Here is a 21,388-nt window from a genome sequence, read left to right on the forward strand (position 1 = left end):
CCGACGAGCGTGCTCGCCCACCGCTGTGGTGGACGAGCACGCCTCGTTTCGCCAATCCGCCGTTGGTCTCTACGACTCGGCGTCGAACGCGCGGGCACGCAGCGAGCGCTCGATGCCTGCTTTGCCTTCGGTGACCAGGCGGCGCAGTGCGGGCGGGTGATCGCCCGCAAGGAACTTATCGGCCGCGGCGACGGCGTCCGCGCTGATCGCCCAGGCCGGGTAGAGGCCGATCACCACGGTTTGCGCCACCTCGCTGGAGCGCCGCTCCCAGACACCGGGGACCTCGGCGAAGTACCGGTCCAGATAGGGCGTCAGCAGCTCGTCCTGACCGGCCGGTGCGAAGCCGCCGACAATCGAGCGGGCGGTGATGTTGGCGACCGAATCGTCGCCCATCACCGTCGCCCAGGCCTGCTCTTTTACCTCGGCGATCGGTCGCGCCGTCGAGGCCGCGGCGGCCTGCCGCTTGCCTGCCGCGGTCGGGTCGTTGGCCAGTTCCTGGTCGATCACCGGGGTGCTCGTACCGTCGGCGTCGATCTCGCCTGCGGCCGCGAGTGCGGTGACGATCCGCCAGCGCAGGTCGGTGTCGACGGTCAGGCCGGGGAGGCCGACCTCGGCGGGATCGCCGTCGAGCACTTCGCGCAGCACCTCGGTGTGCCATGCGGACAGTTTGGCGCCGGTGAGTGCGTTGACGAAGGCGAGTTGATGGTCGGAGCCCGGCTCGGCCTCACGGGCGAGCTCGAGCAGACGGTTGGCGAACTCCTGCCAGCCGGTGGCCGCGGCCCACGCGGGATCGGCGTAGCTGCCGATGGCGGTGTTGGCCTGCATCAGCAGCCGTTGCACCACACCGATTTCGGTCTCCGCTCCGATGCCGCGCTGGACGAGTGCGACGAAGTCGCGTGCTCGCATCTCGGCCTGCCGTGTCATTTCCCACGCGGCCGACCACGCCAGGGTGCGGGGGAGCGGCTGTGCGATATCGCCGATGCGGTTCACCAGCACGTCGAGCGAATCGGGGTCGAGGCGCACCGAGCAGTAGGTGAGGTCGTCGTCGTTGACCAGCACCAGCTTGCCGCGCGCAACGCCGACGAGTTGGGGGACCTCGGTGCGCTCGGCCGCCTCTAGGTCGAGTTCGATGCGCTCGGTGCGGACCAGCTTTCCGTCCTGGTCGTCGTAGACGCCGATGGCCAGACGGTGCACGCGCCGCTCGCCCGCGCCGGGCGCCGCGCCTTCCTGGACGACCGCGAACGACGAGAACGTACCGTCGGCGGCCACTTCGAAGTCCGGGCGAAGGATATTGAGGCCGGTGGTCTTGAGCCACTGGGTGCCCCAGGTCGACAGGTTACGGCCGGACGACTTCTCCAGTGCCCTCAGCAGGTCGTCGAAAGTGGCATTGCCGTAGGCATGTTCGGCGAAGTACGCGCGCAGCCCGGCCAGGAACGGCTCGAGGCCGACGTAGGCGACGAGCTGCTTGAGCACGCTCGCGCCCTTGGCGTAGGTGATGCCGTCGAAGTTCACCTCGACCGCCGCCAGATCGGGGATGTCCGCGGCGATCGGGTGGGTGGAGGGCAGCTGGTCCTGCCGGTAGGCCCAGGACTTCTCCACATTCGCGAACGTGGTCCAGGCACTGGTGTATTCGGTGGCGTCGGACTGGCACAGCACCGAGGCGAAGGTCGCGAACGACTCGTTGAGCCACAGGTCGTCCCACCACTTCATGGTGACCAGGTCGCCGAACCACATGTGCGCCATTTCGTGCAGCACCGTCTCCGCGCGCCGCTCGTAGGAGGCGCGGGTGACCTTGGACCGGAAGACGTAGTCCTCCAGGAAAGTCACCGCGCCGGCGTTCTCCATGGCGCCCGCGTTGAATTCGGGCACGAACAGCTGGTCGTACTTGCCGAAGGCATAGGGCACGCCGAAGTTCTTGTGGTAGAAGCCGAATCCCTGCTTGGTCTCGGTGAAGAGCCGGTCGGCGTCCATGTACTCGGCCAGCGAGGCGCGGCAGTAGATGCCGAGCGGGATGGCGCCGTGGTCGTCGGTGTAGACATCGGTCCACGCGGTGTACGGTCCGGCGATCAGCGCCACCAAGTAGGTGCTCATCTTCGGGGTGGTGCGGAAGATGTGCTTACCGGGGTCGGCGGCAAGGGTTTCCACGACAGCGCTGTTGGAGATGACCTTCCAGTCGACAGGCGCGGTGACCGAGATGTCGAAGGTGGCCTTGAGATCCGGCTGGTCGAAGCAGGCGAACATGCGCTTGGCGTCGGCGGTCTCGAACTGTGAGTACAGGTAGACGGTGTCGTCGGTCGGATCGACGAAGCGGTGCAGGCCCTCACCGGTGTTGGAGTACTGGCAGTCCGCCTCCACCACGAGCTCGTTGCGCTCGGCGAGGTCGATCAGCGTGATCCCGGTGGACTCGTCGTAGTCGGCGACATCGACCGGCCGGCCGTTGAGGACCGCCGAGCCGACCCCGCGCGCCACGATATCGATGAAGGTGCTCGCACCCGGGGTGGCGGTGAAGGTGACCGTGGTCCGGGAGGAGAACGTCTGCTCGCCCGGTTTGCCCGCCCCGTCGGTCAGGTCGAGTTCGATGCGGTAGTTCTCGACCGACACTGTCGAGGCGCGTTCGATCGCCTGGTCACGAGTCAGGTTGGGTGCAGACATGAGTCTCCTTCGTTGGTCGAAGAACTGTGCCCGGGCAGGCACGACAGTGACCACAATGCCACCTCGGTAAGGTTGCCCGCGCGGAACTTTTTCTCATAAACCCTATCGACCAGGATCGGAGCTGCGACGTGAAGCACATCCACGCGGGAAAGGTGCGCGACCTCTACGAGGACGGCGATACCCTGCTGCTCGTGGCCACCGACCGGGTGTCGGTGTACGACGTGTCGCTGCCCACCCCCATCCCGGACAAGGGCAAGCTGCTGACCCAGCTGTCGAACTGGTGGTTCGAGTTCTTCGCCGACATCCCCAACCATGTGCTGTCCACCACCGATGTACCCGCCGAATTCGCAGGCCGCGCCATCCGGGTCAAGCCGTTGAAGATGGTGCAGGTCGAATGCATCGCGCGCGGTTACCTGGTCGGCATGGGGCTGCGCGAGTACCAGCGTGACGGCGCGGTTTCCGGCGTGCGGCTGCCCGCGGGTCTGCGCGAGGGCGACAAGCTGCCCGAGCCGATCTTCACTCCGACCACCAAGATCTCCGATACCGGGCACGACGAGTTCATGACCTTCGACGATGTCGTGAATCAGGAGGGCCGCGAGGTCGCCGAGCGGCTGCGCGATCTGACCCTCGACCTGTACTCCCGCGGCGCGGCGCACGCGGCCGAGCGCGGTGTCATCGTCGCCGATACCAAGGTCGAATTCGGCTGGGACGGTGAAACGCTGACGCTCGGCGACGAGGTGCTCACGTCGGACTCGTCGCGCTTCTGGCCTGCCGACGAGTGGGAGCCGGGCCGCCCGCAGCGCTCCTTCGACAAGCAGTTCGTCCGGGACTGGTCCACCTCGACCGGCTGGGACAAGGAGCCACCCGGCCCGGAAATCCCCGCCGACATTGTCGAAGCGACCCGGCAGCGCTATATGCAGGCCTATGAGTTGATCACCGGAAAGACCTGGAGCGCGTAGCTCGCAGTTGCGACGCGGGCGGGCACCGTTCACTTCCGTGGTGAACGGTGGGGTGGGTGTGCAGATGTCCGCTCAGGCCGGTGTCCGGCCGGTGAGATATTCGACAAGGCGGTCCACATACGGCCGCTGGCCGGTGCCCAGTTTGTCCTGTGCGGTGGCAAGGTCGAACCATGCCGCGCGGTCGATTTCGGGGAACAGCGCCATCCGACCGGAACGTGGCGGCCACTCCATCTCGAATGTTCCCGGCACCACCTGTGCCGGATCCAGGTCCGCCTCGATCGCCCACACGGTGAGGTTCTTTGCGCTCTTGCCGCTGCCGTAGCGCACTTCACCCAGCGGTATCCACTCACCGTCCGGCACGGGCAGGCCGAGCTCCTCGGTGAACTCGCGACGCGCCGCAGCAGCGGCGTCCTCAGTGTCCGGTTCGTACTCGCCTTTCGGAATCGACCAGGCGCCGTTGTCTTTACGCGCCCAGAACGGTCCACCCATATGTCCGATGAGGACCTCGGTGTCGCCCGAGGTCCGGCGGAACAAGAGAATTCCCGCGCTGTATTTGCCTGCCACAGCAAGCAGTCTGCCGTGCACTGTCGGGACGCTCCGGACGGACACGGCGGTTGCGCCCTCCACATCGCAGAGCCGCGTTCGCGCTTGCCTTCTGATAGGTGTGTTCCGCACCCGTCGGGAACCGACGCCGCTGATCGGTCGAGAGGCGGGAAGTCGACGGGCCGCTCGTGATCCCGACGAGTTCGGCCGGTCAGTGCTCCGGAGGCATGCGACGGAGTCGGGCGGCGCGGATGGTCAAGTAGTCGCGCTCGGGGGTGCTGGTGGTGCGGCCCGCTGCGGCGGTGTACGAGGTGATGGCGGCGTCGACATCGCCTGCCATTTCGTAGAGGTGGCCACGGACGGCGTCGAGCCGATGGTTGCCCGCCAGTTGGTTGTCGAGGGTGTCGGCCAGTTCGAGACCGGCGGTGGGGCCGTGCACCATGGCGGTGGCGACGGCGCGGTTGAGGGTCACCATCGGATTCGGGGCCATGCGTTCGATCATGTTGTAGAGCACGAGGATTCGGAGCCAGTCGGTGTCCTCGGGGCGTAAGGCTTCGGCGTGCAGGACGGCAATCGCGGCCTGGAGTTGGTAGGGGCCCGTGAGGCCACGTGCGAGGGTGCTGGTCGTCAGCGTCACACCTTCGGTGATCGCCGCGCGGTCCCACAGCGCGCGATTCTGCTCGGCGAGCGGAATCAGTTCGCCATGCGCCCCGGTGCGCGCGGCGCGGCGGGCGTCGGTGAGCAACATCAGCGCGAGCAGGCCGGTGACCTCGGTGTCCCCGGGCAGCAGCCGGTGGATCGACCTGCTCAGGCGAATCGCCTCGGTGGACAGATCGGTGCGATGCAGATTCGGACCCGAGCTGGTGGTGTGGCCTTCGCTGAAGATCAGATAGAGCACGTGCAGCACCACTCCGAGCCGTTCCCGCCATTCGGCGTCGCCCGGTCGCGCGAAGGGGCGATCGAGAGTGGACAACCGCTTCTTGGCGCGCGAGATACGTTGCGCCATAGTGGTCTCCGGCAACAGGAAGGCGTGGGCGATCTCGCTCGTTGTGAGACCCCCGACGGCGCGCAGCGTCAGTGCGATCGCGCTCGCCGAGGATAGTGCCGGATGGCAGCACAGGAAGAACATGGCAAGCGTGTCATCGCGATCGACTGCTTCCGCGCCGGACACGTCTTGCTCGAAAACCATTGTCTCCCTGCGCCGCCGGGCCACCTCGGCGCGCACCACGTCGGCCATCCGGCGCTGTGCCACCTGGATGAGCCAGCCGCGCGGGGTGTCCGGCAGTCCCTCGGTCGGCCATTGCGTCGCCGCCGCGATCATGGCCTCCTGCAGCGCGTCCTCAGCGGTGTCGAAGTCACCGAATCGGCGCACCAGGATGCCGAGGACCTGCGGTGCGAGTTCGCGCAACAGATCCTCCGTGCCGACAGGCAGCGTCCCGGTCACTGTGCGATTGTCCGCGACGCGACGATGGGGGACAAGATCACAGCGCACCTGTTCGCTCGGTAGGTGCGCAACGGTGTGAAGTGCCCTCGGCAGTCGCTGTGGTGAGCCGAGCGGTGGTGTTCCCGGCTCGGCTGGTCATGCGGTCCTGGCGTCGGGGTTTTCGGTGGTGTCGCCGGCTCGGCCCGTCGTGCGGTCCTGGCGTCGGCGTGTTCGGTTTCGACGCTGGGTGGTGCCGTCTGCGCCGCGGCGTTCTAGTGCAACGCTGATCCGGACGGCCGCCGCGCCGGGTCCGGTCACTGCTCGCTGGCAGGAGCGCCCATCACCGCACGCACCTCGATGTACTCGCCGATCGGCTGGCCTCCGGGGCCGGGGGCTGCCGACGCCTTGGCGGCGATCTCCACGGCGCGCTCGGGGCTGTCCACGTCGACAATCCAATACCCGGCCAGGAACTCCTTGGTCTCCGGGAACGGTCCGTCAGTGATCACCGGCGCGGACCGCCCGTCCGAGCTGACCAGCTGCGCCTGGTCGGGTCCGGCCAGGCCCTGCGCGTCGACGAGCTCGCCGGACTTGGTCAGCTCCTGGCCGAGCATTCGCTGGAAGTCGATGTGCGCCTGGATCTCCTCGGGCGTCCACTCGGTGATCGGGGTGTCGCAGTGGGCGGCGGGGCTGTAGGTCTTCAGCAGCATGTACTTCATGGCACGGCTCCTTGCCGTTCGGTGCGTCCATGCGACGCTCTCGCGGTGAGGTCGGAGCCCGCGGTTCCGGTTCGACATATTCTGGGTGTTCGAAATGTGATTTGCATCACAAGAATTGGTCAGAGGGGCGCGGTGGTGTCGGCGAGCCGTTCCGGGTCGACCTGTTCGCCGATCAGGTCCTTGATCCGTTCGGTCACATCCCAGACATTGACGTTCATCCCGGCGAGCACCCGGTTGTCGGCATCGACCCAGAACGCAACGAACTCGCGCTTCGCCAGATCGCCGCGCACCACCACGCGCGCGTAGTCGCCGGGTGCGGCGTACCCGGTGTACTCCATGCCGAGGTCGTATTGATCGGTGAAGAAGTAGGGCATGCGGTCGTAGGACGCGGACTTGCCGAGCATGGTCGCGGCCGCGACGGCGGGCTGGTTGAGCGCAGTCGCCCAGTGCTCCACCCGAATTCGGCGCCCGAGCACAGGGTGCTGCTGCTCGGCGATATCACCGACGGCGACGATATCCGGGTCGCTGGTGGCGAGGCTCGCATCGACGAGCACCCCGCCGTCGACGGCGAGCCCGGCATCGGCGGCCAGTTCGATGTTCGGCCGGGCGCCGACCGCGACCAGCACCGCGTCGGCATCCACAACGCTGCCGTCGCCGAGCCGGACCCCCGTGGCTGTCTCGTCGTGCGTGACGATCTCGGTGACCTGAGTGTCGAAGCGGAAATCGACTCCGTGCGCCCGGTGCAGATCCGCGAACACCGCGCCCATCTCCGGTCCGAGCGCCCCGAGCAAGGGCAACTCGGCGGTTTCGACAATCGTCACCTCGACCCGGGCCGCGCGGGCCGCGGCGGCCACCTCCAGCCCGATCCAGCCCGCACCGATGATCACAATCCTGCGGGCCTTGCCGAAGAGGTCGATGAGGGTGTCGGAGTCGGCGATGGTGCGCAATGTGTAGACGTTGGGGGCTTCGGCCCCCGGAATCGGCACCCGACGTGGCGTCGAACCGGTCGCCAATGCCAGCTTGGTGTAGGGCAGTGTCGAATCGTCCGGCAGCGTGACGGTCTTCGCCACCGGATCGATCGCGGTGACGGTGGTGCCGAGCCGCAGATCGATGTGGTGGTCGCGGTACCACTGCGCCGGATCCACGGTGAAATCGGCGAGCGCTTTCTTGCCTGCCAGATGTTCTTTCGACAGCGGTGGTCGTTCGTAAGGCAGGTGCTCCTCGGCGGCGATCACTGTGACGGCCCCGTCGAAATCGTTGTCTCGCAGCGCTTCCGCGAGCTTGGCTGCGGCCAGCCCGCCGCCGACGATGACGAAACGCCGATCAGAGGTCATTGCGGACTCCTTGTCGAGAGGGAACCGGACTCCTGCGCTTTCACCCTACTGGGACAGGTCGTCGTCGTTCTCGAAAACGACCCACCGGAAAAATGGACCCGAAGTCGGGAACGAATCGCGCGATCGGGTGGTTGGCCCAAATGGCGGCGAGGCGAATTTCCGCCGCGCTACGAGCATGTGATCGAGAGGAAGCGACCTGTGAGCGCCGAAAAGGATGTTGCCGACTTCTGGTTCGACCCGCTGTGCCCATGGTGCTGGATCACCTCGCGCTGGATCCTCGAGGTCGAGCAGGTGCGCGATATCGAGGTCCGATTCCACGTCATGAGCCTGTCGGTGCTGAACGAGGGCCGGGATGGTTTGCCGGAGCAGTACAAGGAATTGCTCGCCACCGGCTGGGGCCCGGTCCGGGTCGCGATCGCCGCTGCGCAGGAGCACGGCGACAAGGTGCTCGCGCCGCTCTATGCCGCCATGGGATCACGTATCCACAACCGGCGCGCGGAGTACGAGCGGGAGTCGCAGGCGGAATTCCTCGCCGCGGTGATCGCCGATTCGCTCGCCGAGGTCGGCCTGCCCGCCGAGTTGGCCGAGGCCGCCGAAAGCACCGACTACGACGAGGCGCTGCGCAAGAGCCACCACGAGGGCATGGACAAGGTCGGCCCCGATGTCGGCACCCCGACGATTCACATCAACGGCAACGCCTTCTTCGGTCCGGTGCTTTCCCGGATCCCGCGCGGCGAGGAAGCGGGCAAGCTCTGGGACGGCGCGGTCGCGCTGGCGTCCTACCCGCACTTCTTCGAGCTCAAGCGCACCCGCACCGAAGACCCCGCCTTCGACTAGACGGGCTGTTCGCCGTCGATCGGTGGCAGCGCAGCATGCGATGCCACCGATCGCGCCCGGTTACGGCACGGGTTTCGGCGGTAGCGCCGGGACTTCGCCGTAGCTGCCCGGGTAGTTGCCCGCCGGGGGAGCACCCGCGGGTCGACTCGGACGCAGGAACATATTGCCGTGCCTGCTGCGATCACGCAGCGCCCACATGCGCCAGGTCAGCACCGGGTGCGAGGACATGGCGTTGACGATCCAGACGAAGAAACCCTTCTCGGTCGCCGCCCGGTCGGCCATCTCGTCGTAGCCGACGAGGGTGTTCATGTACTTGCCCGCGGCGAGGGTGCCCATGGCCGTCGGCGCGCCGAGGTGCCGGTAGCAGTAGCCGTGATTGTCGGCGGTGTACTCCTGTGCGCGGATCAGCGAGCTGCCGAGGATCGGCAGGAACGGCACCAGGTACATGCCGAGCTGCCGCCAATAGGACACATGGCCCGCGGCGATATGCCCGACCTCATGGCCGATGATGAAGGCCAGCGCATCGGGTTCCCGCGCCGTCCCGCCGACTTCGAAGAGATCGCTGTAGACCGCGACGAAGCGGCGGAATCCGTGCCCGGAGGCGAAGGCGTTGATCTGGCCGTTGCCGAGCAGCACGTAGGCGTCGGGCACCTTCTTCATACCGAATCTGGCTGCCGCCTCGACCACCATCCGATAGCCCTCGGGAAATTGAGTCGGCGACATCTTGACGCCGTTGACCCGCAGACTCGCGAAGGTCTGACCGCGCACCAGCCACACCAGCAGCGGCGCGGCGAGAAACAACAGGATGTACTCGTTGATGGTGCCGAGCGCCGCGAACAGGATCGCGAACATGAACGTGACAACGGTGAGCATGACGACGACGATCAGCAGCGGAATCTCCCAGCTGTGCCGAGCCGGCATCCCGAAGGGCGACAGCCCGCGCGGCTGCTGTTGCGGCGGCACCGCGGGCGGCATCGGCGCCCCGCCGTACGGTGCGGGGCCGTAGGGAGCCGTGGGATAAGGACCGGTGGGATAGGGCACGCCCGGATAGGGATTGGGCACCGGCGGATACTGCGCCGAGCCGTAGGGTGCCGCGGCCGCGTCCTGAGCCTGTGCCCACCCGGCCCGCTGCGGGGTGTAGGGGTCGACCGGCGGGCCTGCCTGCTGGGGTTCGTGCGGCTGCATGGGAAGAACTCTATTCAGAATCCGGTCTGCGGGTCCGGCCATCGGCTCCGCCCACCGGTCGGCCTCGATCGGTGGGCGGCCCGGCTCGGGCGCTGGATCAGCCTGTGGCTGAGGATCGTTGGGCATGGGAAGCCACTCTGTTCGGTCGGCGGGACAGGCTTGCCGCACGCGGTGCCGGGCGACCATCGGCGCCGTCGCGCATCGTGCACAATTGGTTTCGGGGGAGGGCGGTGCGGGTGTTGATCCTGTGCCGTGTCGTCTCCCGATCCCTCTCGCGACCCCACCGAAGCGGCCTGACACAATCGCTGCCATGCGCGTATACCTGGGTGCCGACCATGCCGGTTTCGAACTGAAGAATCTCGTCAAGGCCCATCTGGAGCAGGCGGGCCACGAGGCCGTCGATTGCGGCGCCCTCGAATACGACGCTGTCGACGACTACCCCGCGTTCTGCATCGAGGCGGCCCGCCGTACCGTCGCCGACCCCGGCAGCCTCGGGCTCGTCTTCGGTGGCAGCGGCAACGGTGAGCAGATCGCCGCGAACAAGGTGCCCGGCGCCCGCTGCGCTCTTGCCTGGAGCGTCGAGACCGCGACGCTGGCGCGTGAGCACAACAATGCTCAGCTGATCGGCATCGGCGGCCGCATGCATTCCACCGAGGAAGCACTCGCCATCGTCGATGCCTTCCTCGCGGCCGAGTGGTCCGACGAAGAGCGCCACCAGCGCCGCATCGACATCCTCGCCGAGTACGAAAAGACCGGTGTCGCACCGGCCGTTCCCGCGTACTGATCCGGGCGCGGTCGTCATCAACTGTGCCTGAGGGACATACGCTGCACCGTCTCGCGAAGCTGCATCAGCGGCGCCTCGCGGGCGGTGCGGTGCGGGTGTCGAGCCCGCAGGGGAAGTTCGCAGCCGGGGCCGCGCGGGTCGATGGCCAGCTGCTGGTGCGGGCCGAGGCGTGGGGCAAACACCTACTGCACCACTACGAGTCGGGGCTCGTCGTGCACGTGCATCTCGGACTGTACGGGAAGTTCACCGAGGCGCCGGTGCCGATGGGTGAGCCGATCGGGCAGGTACGGATGCGGATGTTCGGCAGCGGATCGGGCGAGCAGCCCGGCTTCGGCACCGACCTGCGCGGCCCGACTGCCTGCGAGGTGTACACCGACGCCGAGGTGGCGGCGCTGACCGATCGGCTCGGCCCCGACCCGCTGCGGCGCGGCGCCGACCCGGATCGGGCCTGGCAGCGAATTCACCGCTCGCGCAGGTCGATCGGCGCATTGCTGATGGATCAGCAGGTGCTCGCCGGTGTCGGCAACGTCTACCGGGCGGAACTGCTATTCCGGCACGGCATTTCGCCACAGCGGCCAGGGACTGCGCTGAGCGCCGACGAGTGGGCCGCGATGTGGACCGATCTGGTCGCGCTGATGCGGGTCGGTGTGCGGGTCGGCAAGATGGTCGTCGTCCGGCCCGAACACGACCACGGTGAACCGTCCTACGCGGTCGACCGGCCACGGACCTACGTCTACCGCCGTCCCGGCTCGGCATGCCGTGTCTGCGGCACTCCGATCCGGCATGCCGTGCTGGAGACGCGAAACCTGTTCTGGTGCCCCAGCTGCCAAGCAGGCTGACCCACAGCCGCAGTGCGGACGTAGAACGCTGTGCGGGTCGTCCTCAGCCTGCGACGGCCGTCTTGATCTCCGGTTCGTCGGATTCGGCGAGTGCGAACCGCTTGCCGCCCGCGGTCTTCGCCGAGTACATCGCGCGATCTGCCCGGCGCAGCAGGTCGGTGAAATCGCAGGGGCTGCCCGGTGCGCAGTAGGCGGTGCCGACGCTGGCCGAGACCGGCACCGGCCCGGCCGTCGACCACACCGGGTCGCGCAGCGCACCGACGATCTGGTGCGCGAGATCGCCGAGGGTGTTGTGATGTGGATTGGTGGCGAGTACGAATTCGTCGCCGCCGTAGCGGCAGATCACGGTGTCCGGCGGACAGATCTCACGCAGCCTGCGCGCGAGCTCGACGAGCACCTCGTCACCGACCGCGTGGCCGAAGCTGTCGTTGATCTGCTTGAAGCGGTCCAGGTCGATCAGCAGCAGGCCGACGCCGCGGGTCGGATCGGCCGCCATCAGCCGGACCTGGTCCTGCAGCAGTGTGCGGTTGGCCAGATCGGTCAGCGCATCGTGGGTCGCCTCGTGGCGCAGTCGATGCTGCAACGCGGCAATTTCCTGCACCCGTAGCGACACCGCGGCCGAAATATGTTGTTCCTGCTGCGCGAGTGCGCGCTCCTGTAGGGCCTGGGCATAGCTGTCGATGGCTTGGCTGGCGACCAACGGCCAGCGCGTGGCGACCAACGATCCCGGTGCGCCAGCCGGGAAGCCGAGCAGCCACCTGGTGGCCTGCGCCAACATCCTGGTCCTTTCGAACGGGGCCTCGACCAGCCGGGCGCCGAGCATCCGCGCCTCTGGCACGGGGAACGGCTCGGACTTGGCCAGTTGCAGCAGTCGTTCGATGATCTCGATCAATACCGGTTCCAGTTGCCTGGGTGCCGCGTGCGAACCCGGCTCGGCGCAGACAGCACGCGCCCAGGCTCGGGCCATGGCGGCTACCGGGGGCTCGATGTCGGTCGCCATCGCACTCACCCGGCACAGCTCGAGTCGGTAGCGCGGTGTGTTGAACCCACACCGGCGCCGGCCTCACCCCGATCGTTCTCACTGCCATGCGGCTGTGTCCACCTTGCCTGGTGCACGCTCACCGCCCCCTTTCCAGATACCCCCGTCCGGCAAAAAGGATCCTAGCAAGCCACCCGGCTTCGAAAAACGCTGTTTTACAACGTGTTCCCGAACCCATACGAATGGCGATCGGGTATGTCATCGCTATCGAGGTCCGGGCGTTACACATGAATTTCGTTCGCTGGGAAGTCGCGAACCGACACGCCGACGGCGCGCCGGAGCGGGTCCGAAGTAGGAGCGAACCCACCCTGCTCGTCGGCCATAGCCGCGACCTACAACCAGAGGTCAACCCGGGGCCGTACCGGCGAGAACGATTGCGGCGCACCGGTCCGCGTGGGGCGATTAGCGTTTCCGAAGCGACGTTCGGTACAGTCGGTACGCACACGGCATCGTGGCGATCCCATTGATGTCGTATGCCTGCGGGTGTAGTTCAATGGTAGAACCTCAGCCTTCCAAGCTGATGGTGCGGGTTCGATTCCCGTCACCCGCTCCACACAGGGTTATTCATCCTCTGCGGCGGCCGATACCGCCGCGAGGGCAACGGGGTGTAGCGCAGCTTGGTAGCGCATCCGCTTTGGGAGCGGAGGGTCGCAGGTTCAAATCCTGTCACCCCGACAACAGTTCGACAGCAATGTTCTCCGGCCTGTCGGCCGTGGCGTTGCCGTGATCGGCCAGCCCGCCCGGTTCCGGCAGCGGGTCCCCCACCCCCTCGGTTGTAGCTGTCGGGCGTGCTGGGAAGAAGCGGTGCGGTAGCGGCCGGTGCATTCGGCGTCCCGAGCTTCTGTTACCGACCTCGGGTTCGATACGGATGTGGTTCGCAGCTGGTTCCCAGGCTGGTCTTAGAATTCGCGGGTTCGATCCCAGGTGTCGTTGATCGACATCGGATTCACCCACTGGGAGAGGTTTCGAACATGAGGTCCACATCGAGTCGTATCCGGATCGCCGTGGCGGGCGGCGTGCTCGCCGTCGGCGCATCGGCGGCGCTGTTGGTTCCCGGAATCGCCGCGGCAGCGCCGGGCGGGCCGGGCCACCTGCTCGCCGAAACGACGTGCTCCTTCGCTCAGGTGGATGCCGCGCTGCACGCGGCGGCCCCCGAGCTCGCTGCCCGCCTCGACGCCAACCCTGATCGCAAGGCGAAGCTGGAGCAGTTGCTGAATCTGCCGCCCGAGCAGCGCAAGGCTGCCATCCAGCAGCGTCTCGACGATCCCAAGGTCAAGGAGCGCATCGAGGAGCACCGCGGGAAGATCGAGGAACGCCGCAACGACCCGCGCTTCACCGAAATGCGCGACAAGATGCAGACCGTGGCCGACACCTGCCACAACTACTGAGCGCGAACACCCGCCGTCGCCTGCCGCAACACGGCACGCGCCGGCGGGTGTCTGTGTTTGGATTATTCGCATGTCCTATAAGGCCGACCCACGCGTCGACGCTTATATCGACGCGCTACCCGAGTGGCAGCAGCGGATCTGTCGGGAGGTTCGCGAACTGGTGCACGAGGCGGACTCTGAGGTCGTCGAGACGGTCAAGCGGAACGTCCAGCCGTACTTCGTGCTGGATGGCAATATCTGCGCGCTGCTCGCGGCGAGACTGCACGTCAATGTGTTCCTCTACGACGGCGCCATCGTGCCGGACCCCGAGGGCATCATCACCGCAGGTCACGACAACAAGACCGCGCGCACGGTGGCGATCCGCGAGGGGGAAACCCTCAATGCTCCGGCGCTGTTGACCATGGTCCGCCAGATCATCGCCAACAACCGCGCCGGTGGGTGGCGAAAGCTGAAGGCGCAGGAGTCGGGTCAGTAGCCGATCGTGAAGCGGCGCTGCACGAATCGCGGCAGCTCGGCCTCATCGAGCAGCGCGATGGCGGCGTCCTCGATCGAAATGCGGCTGTGACCGTCGGCATCGAGCACCGGCTGATCGCCGCCGACGCGGTAGCGGCCGGTGCGTTCGCCCGGTGCGATCAGTTCGGCGGGGCTGAAGTAGGTCCACCACCGGTTCGAACTACGCAGCACGGTCAGTGCGTCGCGGTGGCCGCGCACCGCCGCCGCGTACTCCCGGGGCAGGCCGACGCTGTCGAGGGTGTCGGTGAGGCGCTGGTCGTCGTCGGCGGTGACCCGGCCCGGCGCGAATTCCAGGCTGCCCGCGCCGCCCACGACGATCAGGCGGGTGCGTGGATGGCTGCCGAGCGCCTGGACCAGCGAGCGCGCCGCGGTCGCGTAGACGGTCGGGTCGGCGATCGATGTCGCCACCGTGCCCGCGAAATCCGTTGCGGCATTGCCTGGCTGATAGCAGCTGATCAGCACGTCCATCCCGGGCAGGGCGGCCGCGACGGCGGCGCTGTCGAACACGTCGAGGCTGCGCCAGGCGACGTTCGGCTGATCGGCGGCCTGTCCACTCGCATCTCTGCTGAACGCGGTGACGTGATGGCCGCGGGCTACGGCTTCGGCGTGCACCCGCCTGCCGATAGTGCCGGTCGCGCCGATGATTCCGATGAACATGGTTCTCCTAGAGCTGTTTGGTACGGCGTGTAAAAACTATACGCCGTGAAGTTTCTATGCTACGTCTAGTTTCTGCACACCGCTGTAAAGTGGCCTCCGTGGCCACTGCGGCGCCGAGCAGGCGGGAACTACGACGTTCCGAGACGACAACCGAGATCAAGCAGGTTGCCCTGCGCCTGATGGCCGATGGCGGACCCAGCGCGATCACCCTGCGAGCGATCGCCCGCGAGATGGGCATGACCGCCAACGCGGTCTACAGCTACTTCGCCACCCGCGATGACCTGGTCACCGCGCTCATCAACGACGTGTACAGCGAACTCGCCGACACCGTCGAAGCGGCGCGGGACGCCTGCCCGCCGGCCGACCCCGCAGGCCGAATCCTGGCCTGGGCCTGCGCCTTCCGCGAATGGGCTTTGGCCAATTCCGAGGGTTTCCGCCTCATCTACGGCGATCCGGTGCCCGGCTATCAGCCACCGGCGGGCGGTGCGGCCCCCGAGGCCGAGCATCGGGTGTGCGCGGGCCTCACCGGCCTGGCGGCAGGCGCTTGGCCGCATGCCGAAAAGCTGTACGCGGACAGCGGCTTCGAGTGGTCGGACTTCGACGACGAACTCGTCGGCGAGGTCGCGCAGGACTTCCCGGGATTGCCCCCGGCCGCCATCGCGATCGCGCTACGCATCTGGGGCCACCTGCACGGCCTGGTCTCCTTGGAGATCCTGGGCCACCTGCGCTCACAAACAAATGCCCCGGACAAGCTCTACCGCAACGAAATCGGCCACCTCGTGCGCTCCCTCGGCCTCACACTGCCGAAACAGCCGACCTGACCGGCCATCGACGCCTGGAGGGGGCCTCCACAGCCGACCGTGTATTCACGCCGAGCGGCGGCCTGTCCTTGCCGACGCCCGGCCGGTCAGCTCGCCGCCGCGATGCGTCGAGGTGACCGGAGGCGCTCGGTGTCTGCCGAGCGGCGGCGGGCTCGGGCCGGTCAGCTCGCCGCCGCGGTGGTATCGAGGTGACCGGAGGCGCTGTCGGTGTCTGCCGAGCAGGCGGCGCGCTCGGACATGGCGGCGAGCATGGGCAGGCGGGCGTCGCCGAGTGACATGGCGTGGTTGCCGAGGTGGTTGGTGACGAAGCCGATCGACAGGCCGAGTCGAGGTACGGCGATGCCGCCGGAGCCGCCGATGCCGAAGTGGCCCAATGCATGCCTGGTGAGTTTGGCGCCGACGATGGCGCGGTGGTAGCCGAGGGCGAAATGGGGTGCGGCGCCGAGGACGTAGTCGTAGCGGCCGTTCGGCGGCATCTCGGCGATGCGGCGGGTGGTCTCGGGCCGCAGCAGGCGGCGGTGGCCGACCATGCCGTCGTTGGCGATGGCGCCGTACATCTTGGCCAGCGAGCGTGCGGTGAAAACGCCGTTCCAGCCAGGCATCATGGCGTCGTAGGGACGCCGGCCGAGGGTCATGTCGGCCCAGCCGTCGTAGATGGCGCTGCGCGCCGAGCGGACGATTCGCACCGCCGCGAACGGGGCGATCAGCGTGTCGAACGGCACTCCCGCGACGCCGAGGCGGGGTGCGAGCTGGGTCAGGCGGTGACGCTGATGCTCGGGCACGCCGAACCAGAAGTCGTTGTCGCCGAGCGGTTCGGCGAGTTCGTTGCGCACCACCTCGAGGAAGCTGCGGCCGGTGGCCCGCTGGGCGATCTCCGCGACGAGTGTGCCGAAGGTCAGGCCGTGATAGCCGGACGCGCGCAATCGCATCGGGTCGGGCGCGGAGGCGGCCATGGCGGCCGCGACGGCGTCGTGGTCGAGCAGGTCGTCCGGGTTCTCGACCAGGCCGCGGGTGCGCTGCAGCCCGGCGCGATGGTTGAGGACCTCACGAATCGTGATGTCCGCCTTGCCGTTCGCCGCGAACTCCGGCCAGTAGGTCGCCACCGGCTCGTCCAGGTCGAGCACGGCGCGTTCGACGAGGCGATGTGCGATGGTCGCTGCGACGCCCTTGCCGGTCGAGTACGACAGCGCCATGGAGTCCGCCCGCCAGCGTCGGTCGGTGTCGGCCCAACCCGCCCAGATGTCGAGGACGGGCTCGCCGTGCAAATAGACCGCAAGCCCGCCCCCGCCCTGACTCTTGCGGCGAAACATCGAGAAGAACTTGGCGGCGACCGCGGTGAACCGGTCGTCGATCAGCATGTGGCCTGGCGCGTCGATGCTCGCAGCGGGCATGGTCAGACTCCTTTGTCTGTCAAAAATGCCTGCAAGCTGGCACGTAACAGTTGCAAGCAGCGTGCTAACGCAAACTGTAACGGGTGTCACTTACGGGCGGCAATGGTCGCTTGCTCAACCGCAGTCGAGACCACTGCCGCCCGGCGACACGATGCCGTCGACCAGCGACTGATTCCGGTCGCTACCCGGCTTCACCGGGTAGCGACCGGCTTGTTTTCGGCGGTCAGAGCCGAGGATCGACCGGCTCGGCTTCGAGGGCGAGGACCGCGAAGACGGCCTCGTGGACACGCCACAGCGGTTCGCCCGCGACGAAACGATCCAGCGCCTCCAAGCCGAGTGCATACTCGCGCAGCGCCATCGACCGCTTGCGGCCGAGGCCGCGAGTGCGTAGGCGTCGAAGGTTGTCCTCGCGCAAGTACTCCGGGCCGTAGATGATCCGAAGGTACTCGGGTCCACGGCATTTCACGCCCGGCTGGACCAGCCGGTCCGCCGCGGTGCGCACCAGCGCCTCGACCGGCTTGACGACCATGCCCTCACCGCCCGCCGCGGTCAGTTCCGACCACCACGCGGTGGCCGCTGCTTCGCAGTCGGGCTGTGCGAGGTCGACGATCATCCGTGCGGTCGCGGCGAACAGATCGCCATCCGCCGCGACCAGTCGGTCGACCCGCTCCAGGTGCCAATCATGTTCGCGCACTGCGTAGTTGACGCCGTCGGCGGCCAGGACCTGGAACGGGGCGAGCCGGAGTCCGGCCAGCCCGTCGACCGGCCAACAGTACCGGCCATAGGCGGTGGTGAATGCGTCCGCGTCCGACTTGCGGGCGGCAGTGCGGTCCGCGAGGTCGGCGATGTCGAGGCCACGGCCTGCTGCTGCGGCCAGCAATTCGGTGGCCGCGCCGAGCGAGGCCCGTGCCGCCGCACCTACCGCCGCATATTGGTTGCGCAGCAGGCCGACCGCCTTGGCCGACCACGGCATCAACTCGGTGTCCAGCAGGAGCCATTGACTGTTGAGCTCCTCGAAAAGCCCGGCGGTTTCGGCGGCCGCACGTACTCGGGCCAGCAAGGCCTCGGTCTGCGCGGTGTCGTCGAAGAACGGACGACCGGTGCGCGTGTAGATCACGCCGGTGCCGCCGTCCTCGACGCCGAACCGGTCACGCGCCGCCGCTGCCGAGCGTGCCAGTAGAACGATGGCGCGCGAGCCCATGTGCTTTTCCTCGCACACGACCCGCTCGACACCCTCGGACCGGTAATAGGCGAAGGCTTCCGCGGGGTGCTCCAGCAGGCCCGCCAGCTCCGAGGTCGCGCAGGGCGCCATGGTCGGCGGCAGATAGACCAGCCAGCGCGGGTCGATCGCGAAGCGGCTCATCACTTCCAGTGCGGCGCAGGCGTTTTCCTCCTGCACGCCGACGCGGCCGTGCTGGCCGGTTTCGACCACCCGGCGGCCGATCACATCGTCGAGGTCGAGTACGCCGGGATCGCGGCGCACCACGCCCTCGGCCGTCGCGATGGTGGTGGCCTGCAGCGGGCGCACCGGCTCGTACCACACCTGTTCGGCGGGCACGGAAACCGATTCCCGCTCCGGGTAGCGCAGTGCCGAGAGGCGGCCGCCGAACACCACGCCGGTGTCCAGACAAAGCGTGTTGTTCACCCACTGCAGGTCGGTGACCGGTGTGTGCCCGTACAGCACCGTGGCGCGACCGCGATAGTCCTCGGCCCACGGATAGCGCACCGGCAGGCCGTATTCGTCGGTCTCCCCGGTGGATTCGCCGTACATGGCGAAGGACCGGACCCGGCCGGACATGCGACCGTGGTACTCCTCCTTCAGCCCGGCGTGGGCGACCACCAGATTGCCGCTGTCGAGCACATAGTGGCTGACCAGACCGCGGCAGAATTCGGTGGCCGCCTTGCGGAAGTCCTCGTCCTGCGCCTCGAGCTGGGCCAGCGACTCGGCGAGGCCGTGTGCGACGCGCACGTTCCTGCCCTCCAGTGCGTGCACCAGCTTGTTCTCGTGATTGCCGGTGACACACAACGCGGTACCCGCGGCCACCATGCCCATCACCAACCGCAGGACGCCGGGGGTGTCCGGGCCACGGTCGACCAGGTCACCGACGAACACCGCGGTGCGCCCGCCCGGATGGTTCGCGCCGACGGCGCGGCCGAGGTCGTCGCGGTGCAGCTCATAGCCGAGCCGGGCGAGCAGCGTCTCCAGTTCGGCGCGGCAGCCGTGTACATCGCCGATCACATCGAATGGGCCGGTGAGCTCGCGCTTGTCGTTCCACGACCGCTCGTCGACGATCGTCGTGGATTCGATCTCCTCGACTCCGCGCAGCACATACACCTTGCGGAAGCCCTCGCGCGCCAGGCTGCGCAGACCGCGGCGCAGTTCGCGCTGCTGCCTGGTGACGATATGCCGCCCGAGGTGCGATCGGTCGGCGCGCAGCGCATTGCGTTCGAGGCATACCGAATCCGGCACGTCGAGCACGATCGCCACCGGGAACACATCGTGCGCGCGGGCCACCGCGATCAGTTCCTGACGCGCCTTCGGCTGCACATTGGTGGCGTCGACGACGGTGCGCAGTCCGCGGCGCAGCCGCACGCCCGCGATGTGGTGCAGCAGGGCGAAGGCGTCCGGCGTCGCCGACTGATCGTTCTCGTCATCGCTGACGATCCCGCGACAGGCATCCGAGGACACGACGGCCGTCGAGCGGAAATGTTTGTGCGCGAAGGTCGATTTCCCGGAGCCGGTGCTGCCGATCAGCACGACGAGCGAAAGCTCGGGGACGGACAGCTCGGTCATTGCGCGACTCCTTTCGTTGCGCCGTCGGTGGTTGCCTTGGTGAACACCGCCATCTGGGAGGATGAACCGGCGTCGGGATGCTCGGGTCCGACCGGGACGAATCGGATGCGGTATCCGTGTTGCGCCGCGACTCGATGGGCCCACGCCGCGAATTCGGCACGGGTCCATTCGAACCGGTGGTCGGAGTGCCGGAAGGTGCCGGCCGCCAGTCCCTCGTACAGCGCGTTGTACTCGGCATTGGGAGTCGTGACGATCACCGAACTCGGTGCGGCGGAACCGAATACAGCGTGTTCGAGCGCCCCGAGGCGGGGCGGGTCCACGTGCTCGACGACCTCCATCAGCACCGCCGCGTCGTAGCCCCGTAGCCGCGTGTCGGTGTAGGTCAGCGCGCCCTGGCGCAGGGTCAGCCGCTGCGCCACCCGCTCCGGCAACCGGTCCAGCCGCAGCCGCCGCTTCGCGGTGTTCAACGACCGCATCGACACGTCGACTCCGACGATCTCACTGAACGCTTTCTCCGCCAGCAGCTCTCGAAGCAACGCCCCGTCACCGCAGCCGAGATCGAGCACTCGCCGCGCGCCGGCCTCACGCAGTGCAGCAAGTACCGCTTCGCGCCGCAGTACTGCCAGCGATGGTGTGCGTTCAGCTGTTTCGACGGTGGTCTGCTCGGCTGCCGGGCTTGCGGCGCCGGTGTCCTTGCCGAACTCGTCGCCGGTGTCTTCGACCGCGCCCAGTTGCTCCGGGTCGGTGTCATCGATCTCGGCGAGACGTGCGAGCGCCGTGCGGACCAGGGAGTGCCGCCGGGCCAGGTAGCGCCGGGTGATCCAGGCCCGATCAGGGTGCTCGGCGAGCCAGCCCGAGCTTGCGCGGATCAGCTTGTCGACCTCGTCGGCGGCCACCCAATAATGCTTGGCGCCGTCGAGGACGGGCAGCAGGACATACAGGTGCGAGAGGGCGTCGGCGAGCCGCAGGGTGCCGGTGAGTTCGATTCGCACGTAATGGGAATCGCCCCATTCGGGAAAGGCCGGGTCCAGTGGCAGGGGAGTGACCGCCACAGTCCAGCCGAGCGGGGCGAAGACGCGTTCGGCTGCCTCCGGCCCGCCCTTGCACGGCACGGCGGGCAGTTCGATGCGCAACGGCAGCGCGGTGCGCACCAGTTCGGGGCGCTGGTCGCAGCGCCCGTGCAATGCGGTGCGGAACACCGCGCCGAGCGCGACCGACAGCAGCGACGACGCCGCGTACGGCCGATCGTTGACGTACTGTCCGAGGCTGAAATCCGGTGTGCTGCGCGAGCGTCCGCGCACCAGCCGGATCGGGTCGACCTCGAGCACCAGTGCCGCCGTGCACCGTGCGGCGTCGGCCTGTGGGTACAGCACATGCGCAACGCCATAGGACTGCTCGAACGCCTGCACCCGGTCGGGGTTCTTGTGCAGCAAGAAGCCCAGGTCGGTCGCCGGCCACGCGGCGTCCTCCGGTGGTGTGCAGGTGATCGTCAAGAGCATCCTGCGATCGTGGC

General features: G+C 67.8%; 18 protein-coding genes and 2 tRNA genes. 9 read left to right on the forward strand and 11 right to left on the reverse strand.

Going from position 1 to position 21,388, the window contains the following annotated elements:
- Positions 1 to 69: 69 nt before the first annotated feature.
- A complete protein-coding gene (gene pepN / locus OHA42_RS12760) occupies positions 70 to 2,652 on the reverse strand; it encodes an aminopeptidase N (protein ID WP_406237007.1) in 2,583 nt (860 codons plus the stop codon).
- Between the two features lie 128 nt (positions 2,653 to 2,780).
- On the opposite strand from pepN, the gene OHA42_RS12765 reads away from it, so the two are divergent.
- Positions 2,781 to 3,611 carry a phosphoribosylaminoimidazolesuccinocarboxamide synthase gene (locus OHA42_RS12765; RefSeq protein ID WP_406237009.1) on the forward strand — a complete coding sequence of 277 codons (831 nt, stop codon included), beginning with the start codon at positions 2,781 to 2,783 and terminating at the stop codon, positions 3,609 to 3,611.
- Between the two features lie 72 nt (positions 3,612 to 3,683).
- Here OHA42_RS12765 and OHA42_RS12770 read toward each other — a convergent pair whose 3' ends face one another.
- The 4 genes from OHA42_RS12770 to OHA42_RS12785 form a co-directional block, all read right to left on the reverse strand.
- Complete coding sequence (locus OHA42_RS12770; RefSeq protein WP_406237011.1) at positions 3,684 to 4,175, reverse strand: NUDIX domain-containing protein; 492 nt, start codon at positions 4,173 to 4,175, stop codon at positions 3,684 to 3,686.
- 190 nt (positions 4,176 to 4,365) lie between these two features.
- The gene (locus tag OHA42_RS12775) at positions 4,366 to 5,598 is read right to left on the reverse strand and encodes an RNA polymerase sigma factor (RefSeq protein ID WP_406237013.1); all 1,233 of its coding nucleotides are present in this window, start codon (positions 5,596 to 5,598) and stop codon (positions 4,366 to 4,368) included.
- A 293-nt stretch (positions 5,599 to 5,891) separates the two neighbouring features.
- Positions 5,892 to 6,293 carry a YciI family protein gene (locus tag OHA42_RS12780; protein ID WP_406237015.1) on the reverse strand — a complete coding sequence of 134 codons (402 nt, stop codon included), beginning with the start codon at positions 6,291 to 6,293 and terminating at the stop codon, positions 5,892 to 5,894.
- Between the two features lie 119 nt (positions 6,294 to 6,412).
- The gene (locus tag OHA42_RS12785; RefSeq protein ID WP_406237016.1) at positions 6,413 to 7,627 is read right to left on the reverse strand and encodes an NAD(P)/FAD-dependent oxidoreductase; all 1,215 of its coding nucleotides are present in this window, start codon (positions 7,625 to 7,627) and stop codon (positions 6,413 to 6,415) included.
- Between the two features lie 198 nt (positions 7,628 to 7,825).
- On the opposite strand from OHA42_RS12785, the gene OHA42_RS12790 reads away from it, so the two are divergent.
- A complete protein-coding gene (locus tag OHA42_RS12790; RefSeq protein ID WP_328410396.1) occupies positions 7,826 to 8,464 on the forward strand; it encodes a DsbA family protein in 639 nt (212 codons plus the stop codon).
- 60 nt (positions 8,465 to 8,524) lie between these two features.
- On the opposite strand, the gene OHA42_RS12795 is transcribed toward OHA42_RS12790, so the two are convergent.
- A complete protein-coding gene (locus OHA42_RS12795; protein WP_406237017.1) occupies positions 8,525 to 9,649 on the reverse strand; it encodes a M48 family metallopeptidase in 1,125 nt (374 codons plus the stop codon).
- Positions 9,650 to 9,959: 310 nt separating this feature from the next.
- On the opposite strand from OHA42_RS12795, the gene OHA42_RS12800 reads away from it, so the two are divergent.
- A complete protein-coding gene (locus tag OHA42_RS12800; protein ID WP_406237018.1) occupies positions 9,960 to 10,433 on the forward strand; it encodes a ribose-5-phosphate isomerase in 474 nt (157 codons plus the stop codon).
- Positions 10,434 to 10,456: 23 nt separating this feature from the next.
- Complete coding sequence (locus OHA42_RS12805) at positions 10,457 to 11,272, forward strand: Fpg/Nei family DNA glycosylase (RefSeq protein ID WP_406237020.1); 816 nt, start codon at positions 10,457 to 10,459, stop codon at positions 11,270 to 11,272.
- Between the two features lie 43 nt (positions 11,273 to 11,315).
- Here OHA42_RS12805 and OHA42_RS12810 read toward each other — a convergent pair whose 3' ends face one another.
- Positions 11,316 to 12,272 carry a diguanylate cyclase domain-containing protein gene (locus OHA42_RS12810; protein ID WP_406237021.1) on the reverse strand — a complete coding sequence of 319 codons (957 nt, stop codon included), beginning with the start codon at positions 12,270 to 12,272 and terminating at the stop codon, positions 11,316 to 11,318.
- Between the two features lie 518 nt (positions 12,273 to 12,790).
- Between OHA42_RS12810 and OHA42_RS12815 the strand changes: the two genes are divergently transcribed.
- From OHA42_RS12815 to OHA42_RS12830, 4 genes are all read left to right on the forward strand, one after another.
- A tRNA-Gly gene (locus tag OHA42_RS12815) sits at positions 12,791 to 12,864 on the forward strand.
- 48 nt (positions 12,865 to 12,912) lie between these two features.
- Positions 12,913 to 12,986 (forward strand) — tRNA-Pro (locus OHA42_RS12820).
- Positions 12,987 to 13,282: 296 nt separating this feature from the next.
- Entirely contained in the window at positions 13,283 to 13,699 is a 417-nt protein-coding gene (locus tag OHA42_RS12825) for a hemophore-related protein (protein ID WP_406237023.1), read from the forward strand.
- 70 nt (positions 13,700 to 13,769) lie between these two features.
- Positions 13,770 to 14,174: a DUF1801 domain-containing protein gene (locus OHA42_RS12830; RefSeq protein WP_406237025.1), complete on the forward strand. Its 405-nt coding sequence runs from the start codon at positions 13,770 to 13,772 to the stop codon at positions 14,172 to 14,174.
- Here OHA42_RS12830 and OHA42_RS12835 read toward each other — a convergent pair.
- A complete protein-coding gene (locus tag OHA42_RS12835) occupies positions 14,168 to 14,869 on the reverse strand; it encodes an NAD(P)H-binding protein (RefSeq protein ID WP_328410407.1) in 702 nt (233 codons plus the stop codon). The two genes, OHA42_RS12830 and OHA42_RS12835, sit on opposite strands and share 7 nt — an antisense overlap.
- 98 nt (positions 14,870 to 14,967) lie before the next feature.
- Between OHA42_RS12835 and OHA42_RS12840 the strand changes: the two genes are divergently transcribed.
- On the forward strand, positions 14,968 to 15,690 hold the full coding sequence (locus tag OHA42_RS12840) for a TetR/AcrR family transcriptional regulator (RefSeq protein WP_406237026.1): 723 nt from the start codon (positions 14,968 to 14,970) through the stop codon (positions 15,688 to 15,690).
- 161 nt (positions 15,691 to 15,851) lie between these two features.
- Here the strand turns inward: OHA42_RS12840 and OHA42_RS12845 are convergent, their stop codons facing one another.
- From OHA42_RS12845 to OHA42_RS12855, 3 genes are all read right to left on the reverse strand, one after another.
- Positions 15,852 to 17,081: a serine hydrolase domain-containing protein gene (locus OHA42_RS12845; RefSeq protein ID WP_406237028.1), complete on the reverse strand. Its 1,230-nt coding sequence runs from the start codon at positions 17,079 to 17,081 to the stop codon at positions 15,852 to 15,854.
- A 223-nt stretch (positions 17,082 to 17,304) separates the two neighbouring features.
- The gene (locus OHA42_RS12850) at positions 17,305 to 19,875 is read right to left on the reverse strand and encodes a polynucleotide kinase-phosphatase (RefSeq protein WP_406237030.1); all 2,571 of its coding nucleotides are present in this window, start codon (positions 19,873 to 19,875) and stop codon (positions 17,305 to 17,307) included.
- Positions 19,872 to 21,374 (reverse strand): 3' terminal RNA ribose 2'-O-methyltransferase Hen1, encoded by a 1,503-nt coding sequence (locus OHA42_RS12855; RefSeq protein ID WP_406237031.1) that lies wholly within the window; start codon positions 21,372 to 21,374, stop codon positions 19,872 to 19,874. Before OHA42_RS12855 ends, OHA42_RS12850 begins: the two co-directional genes overlap by 4 nt.
- Positions 21,375 to 21,388 lie beyond the last annotated feature (14 nt).

It is taken from the genome of Nocardia sp. NBC_01009 (genome assembly GCF_045208035.1).
Classification (GTDB): Bacteria; Actinomycetota; Actinomycetes; order Mycobacteriales; family Mycobacteriaceae; genus Nocardia.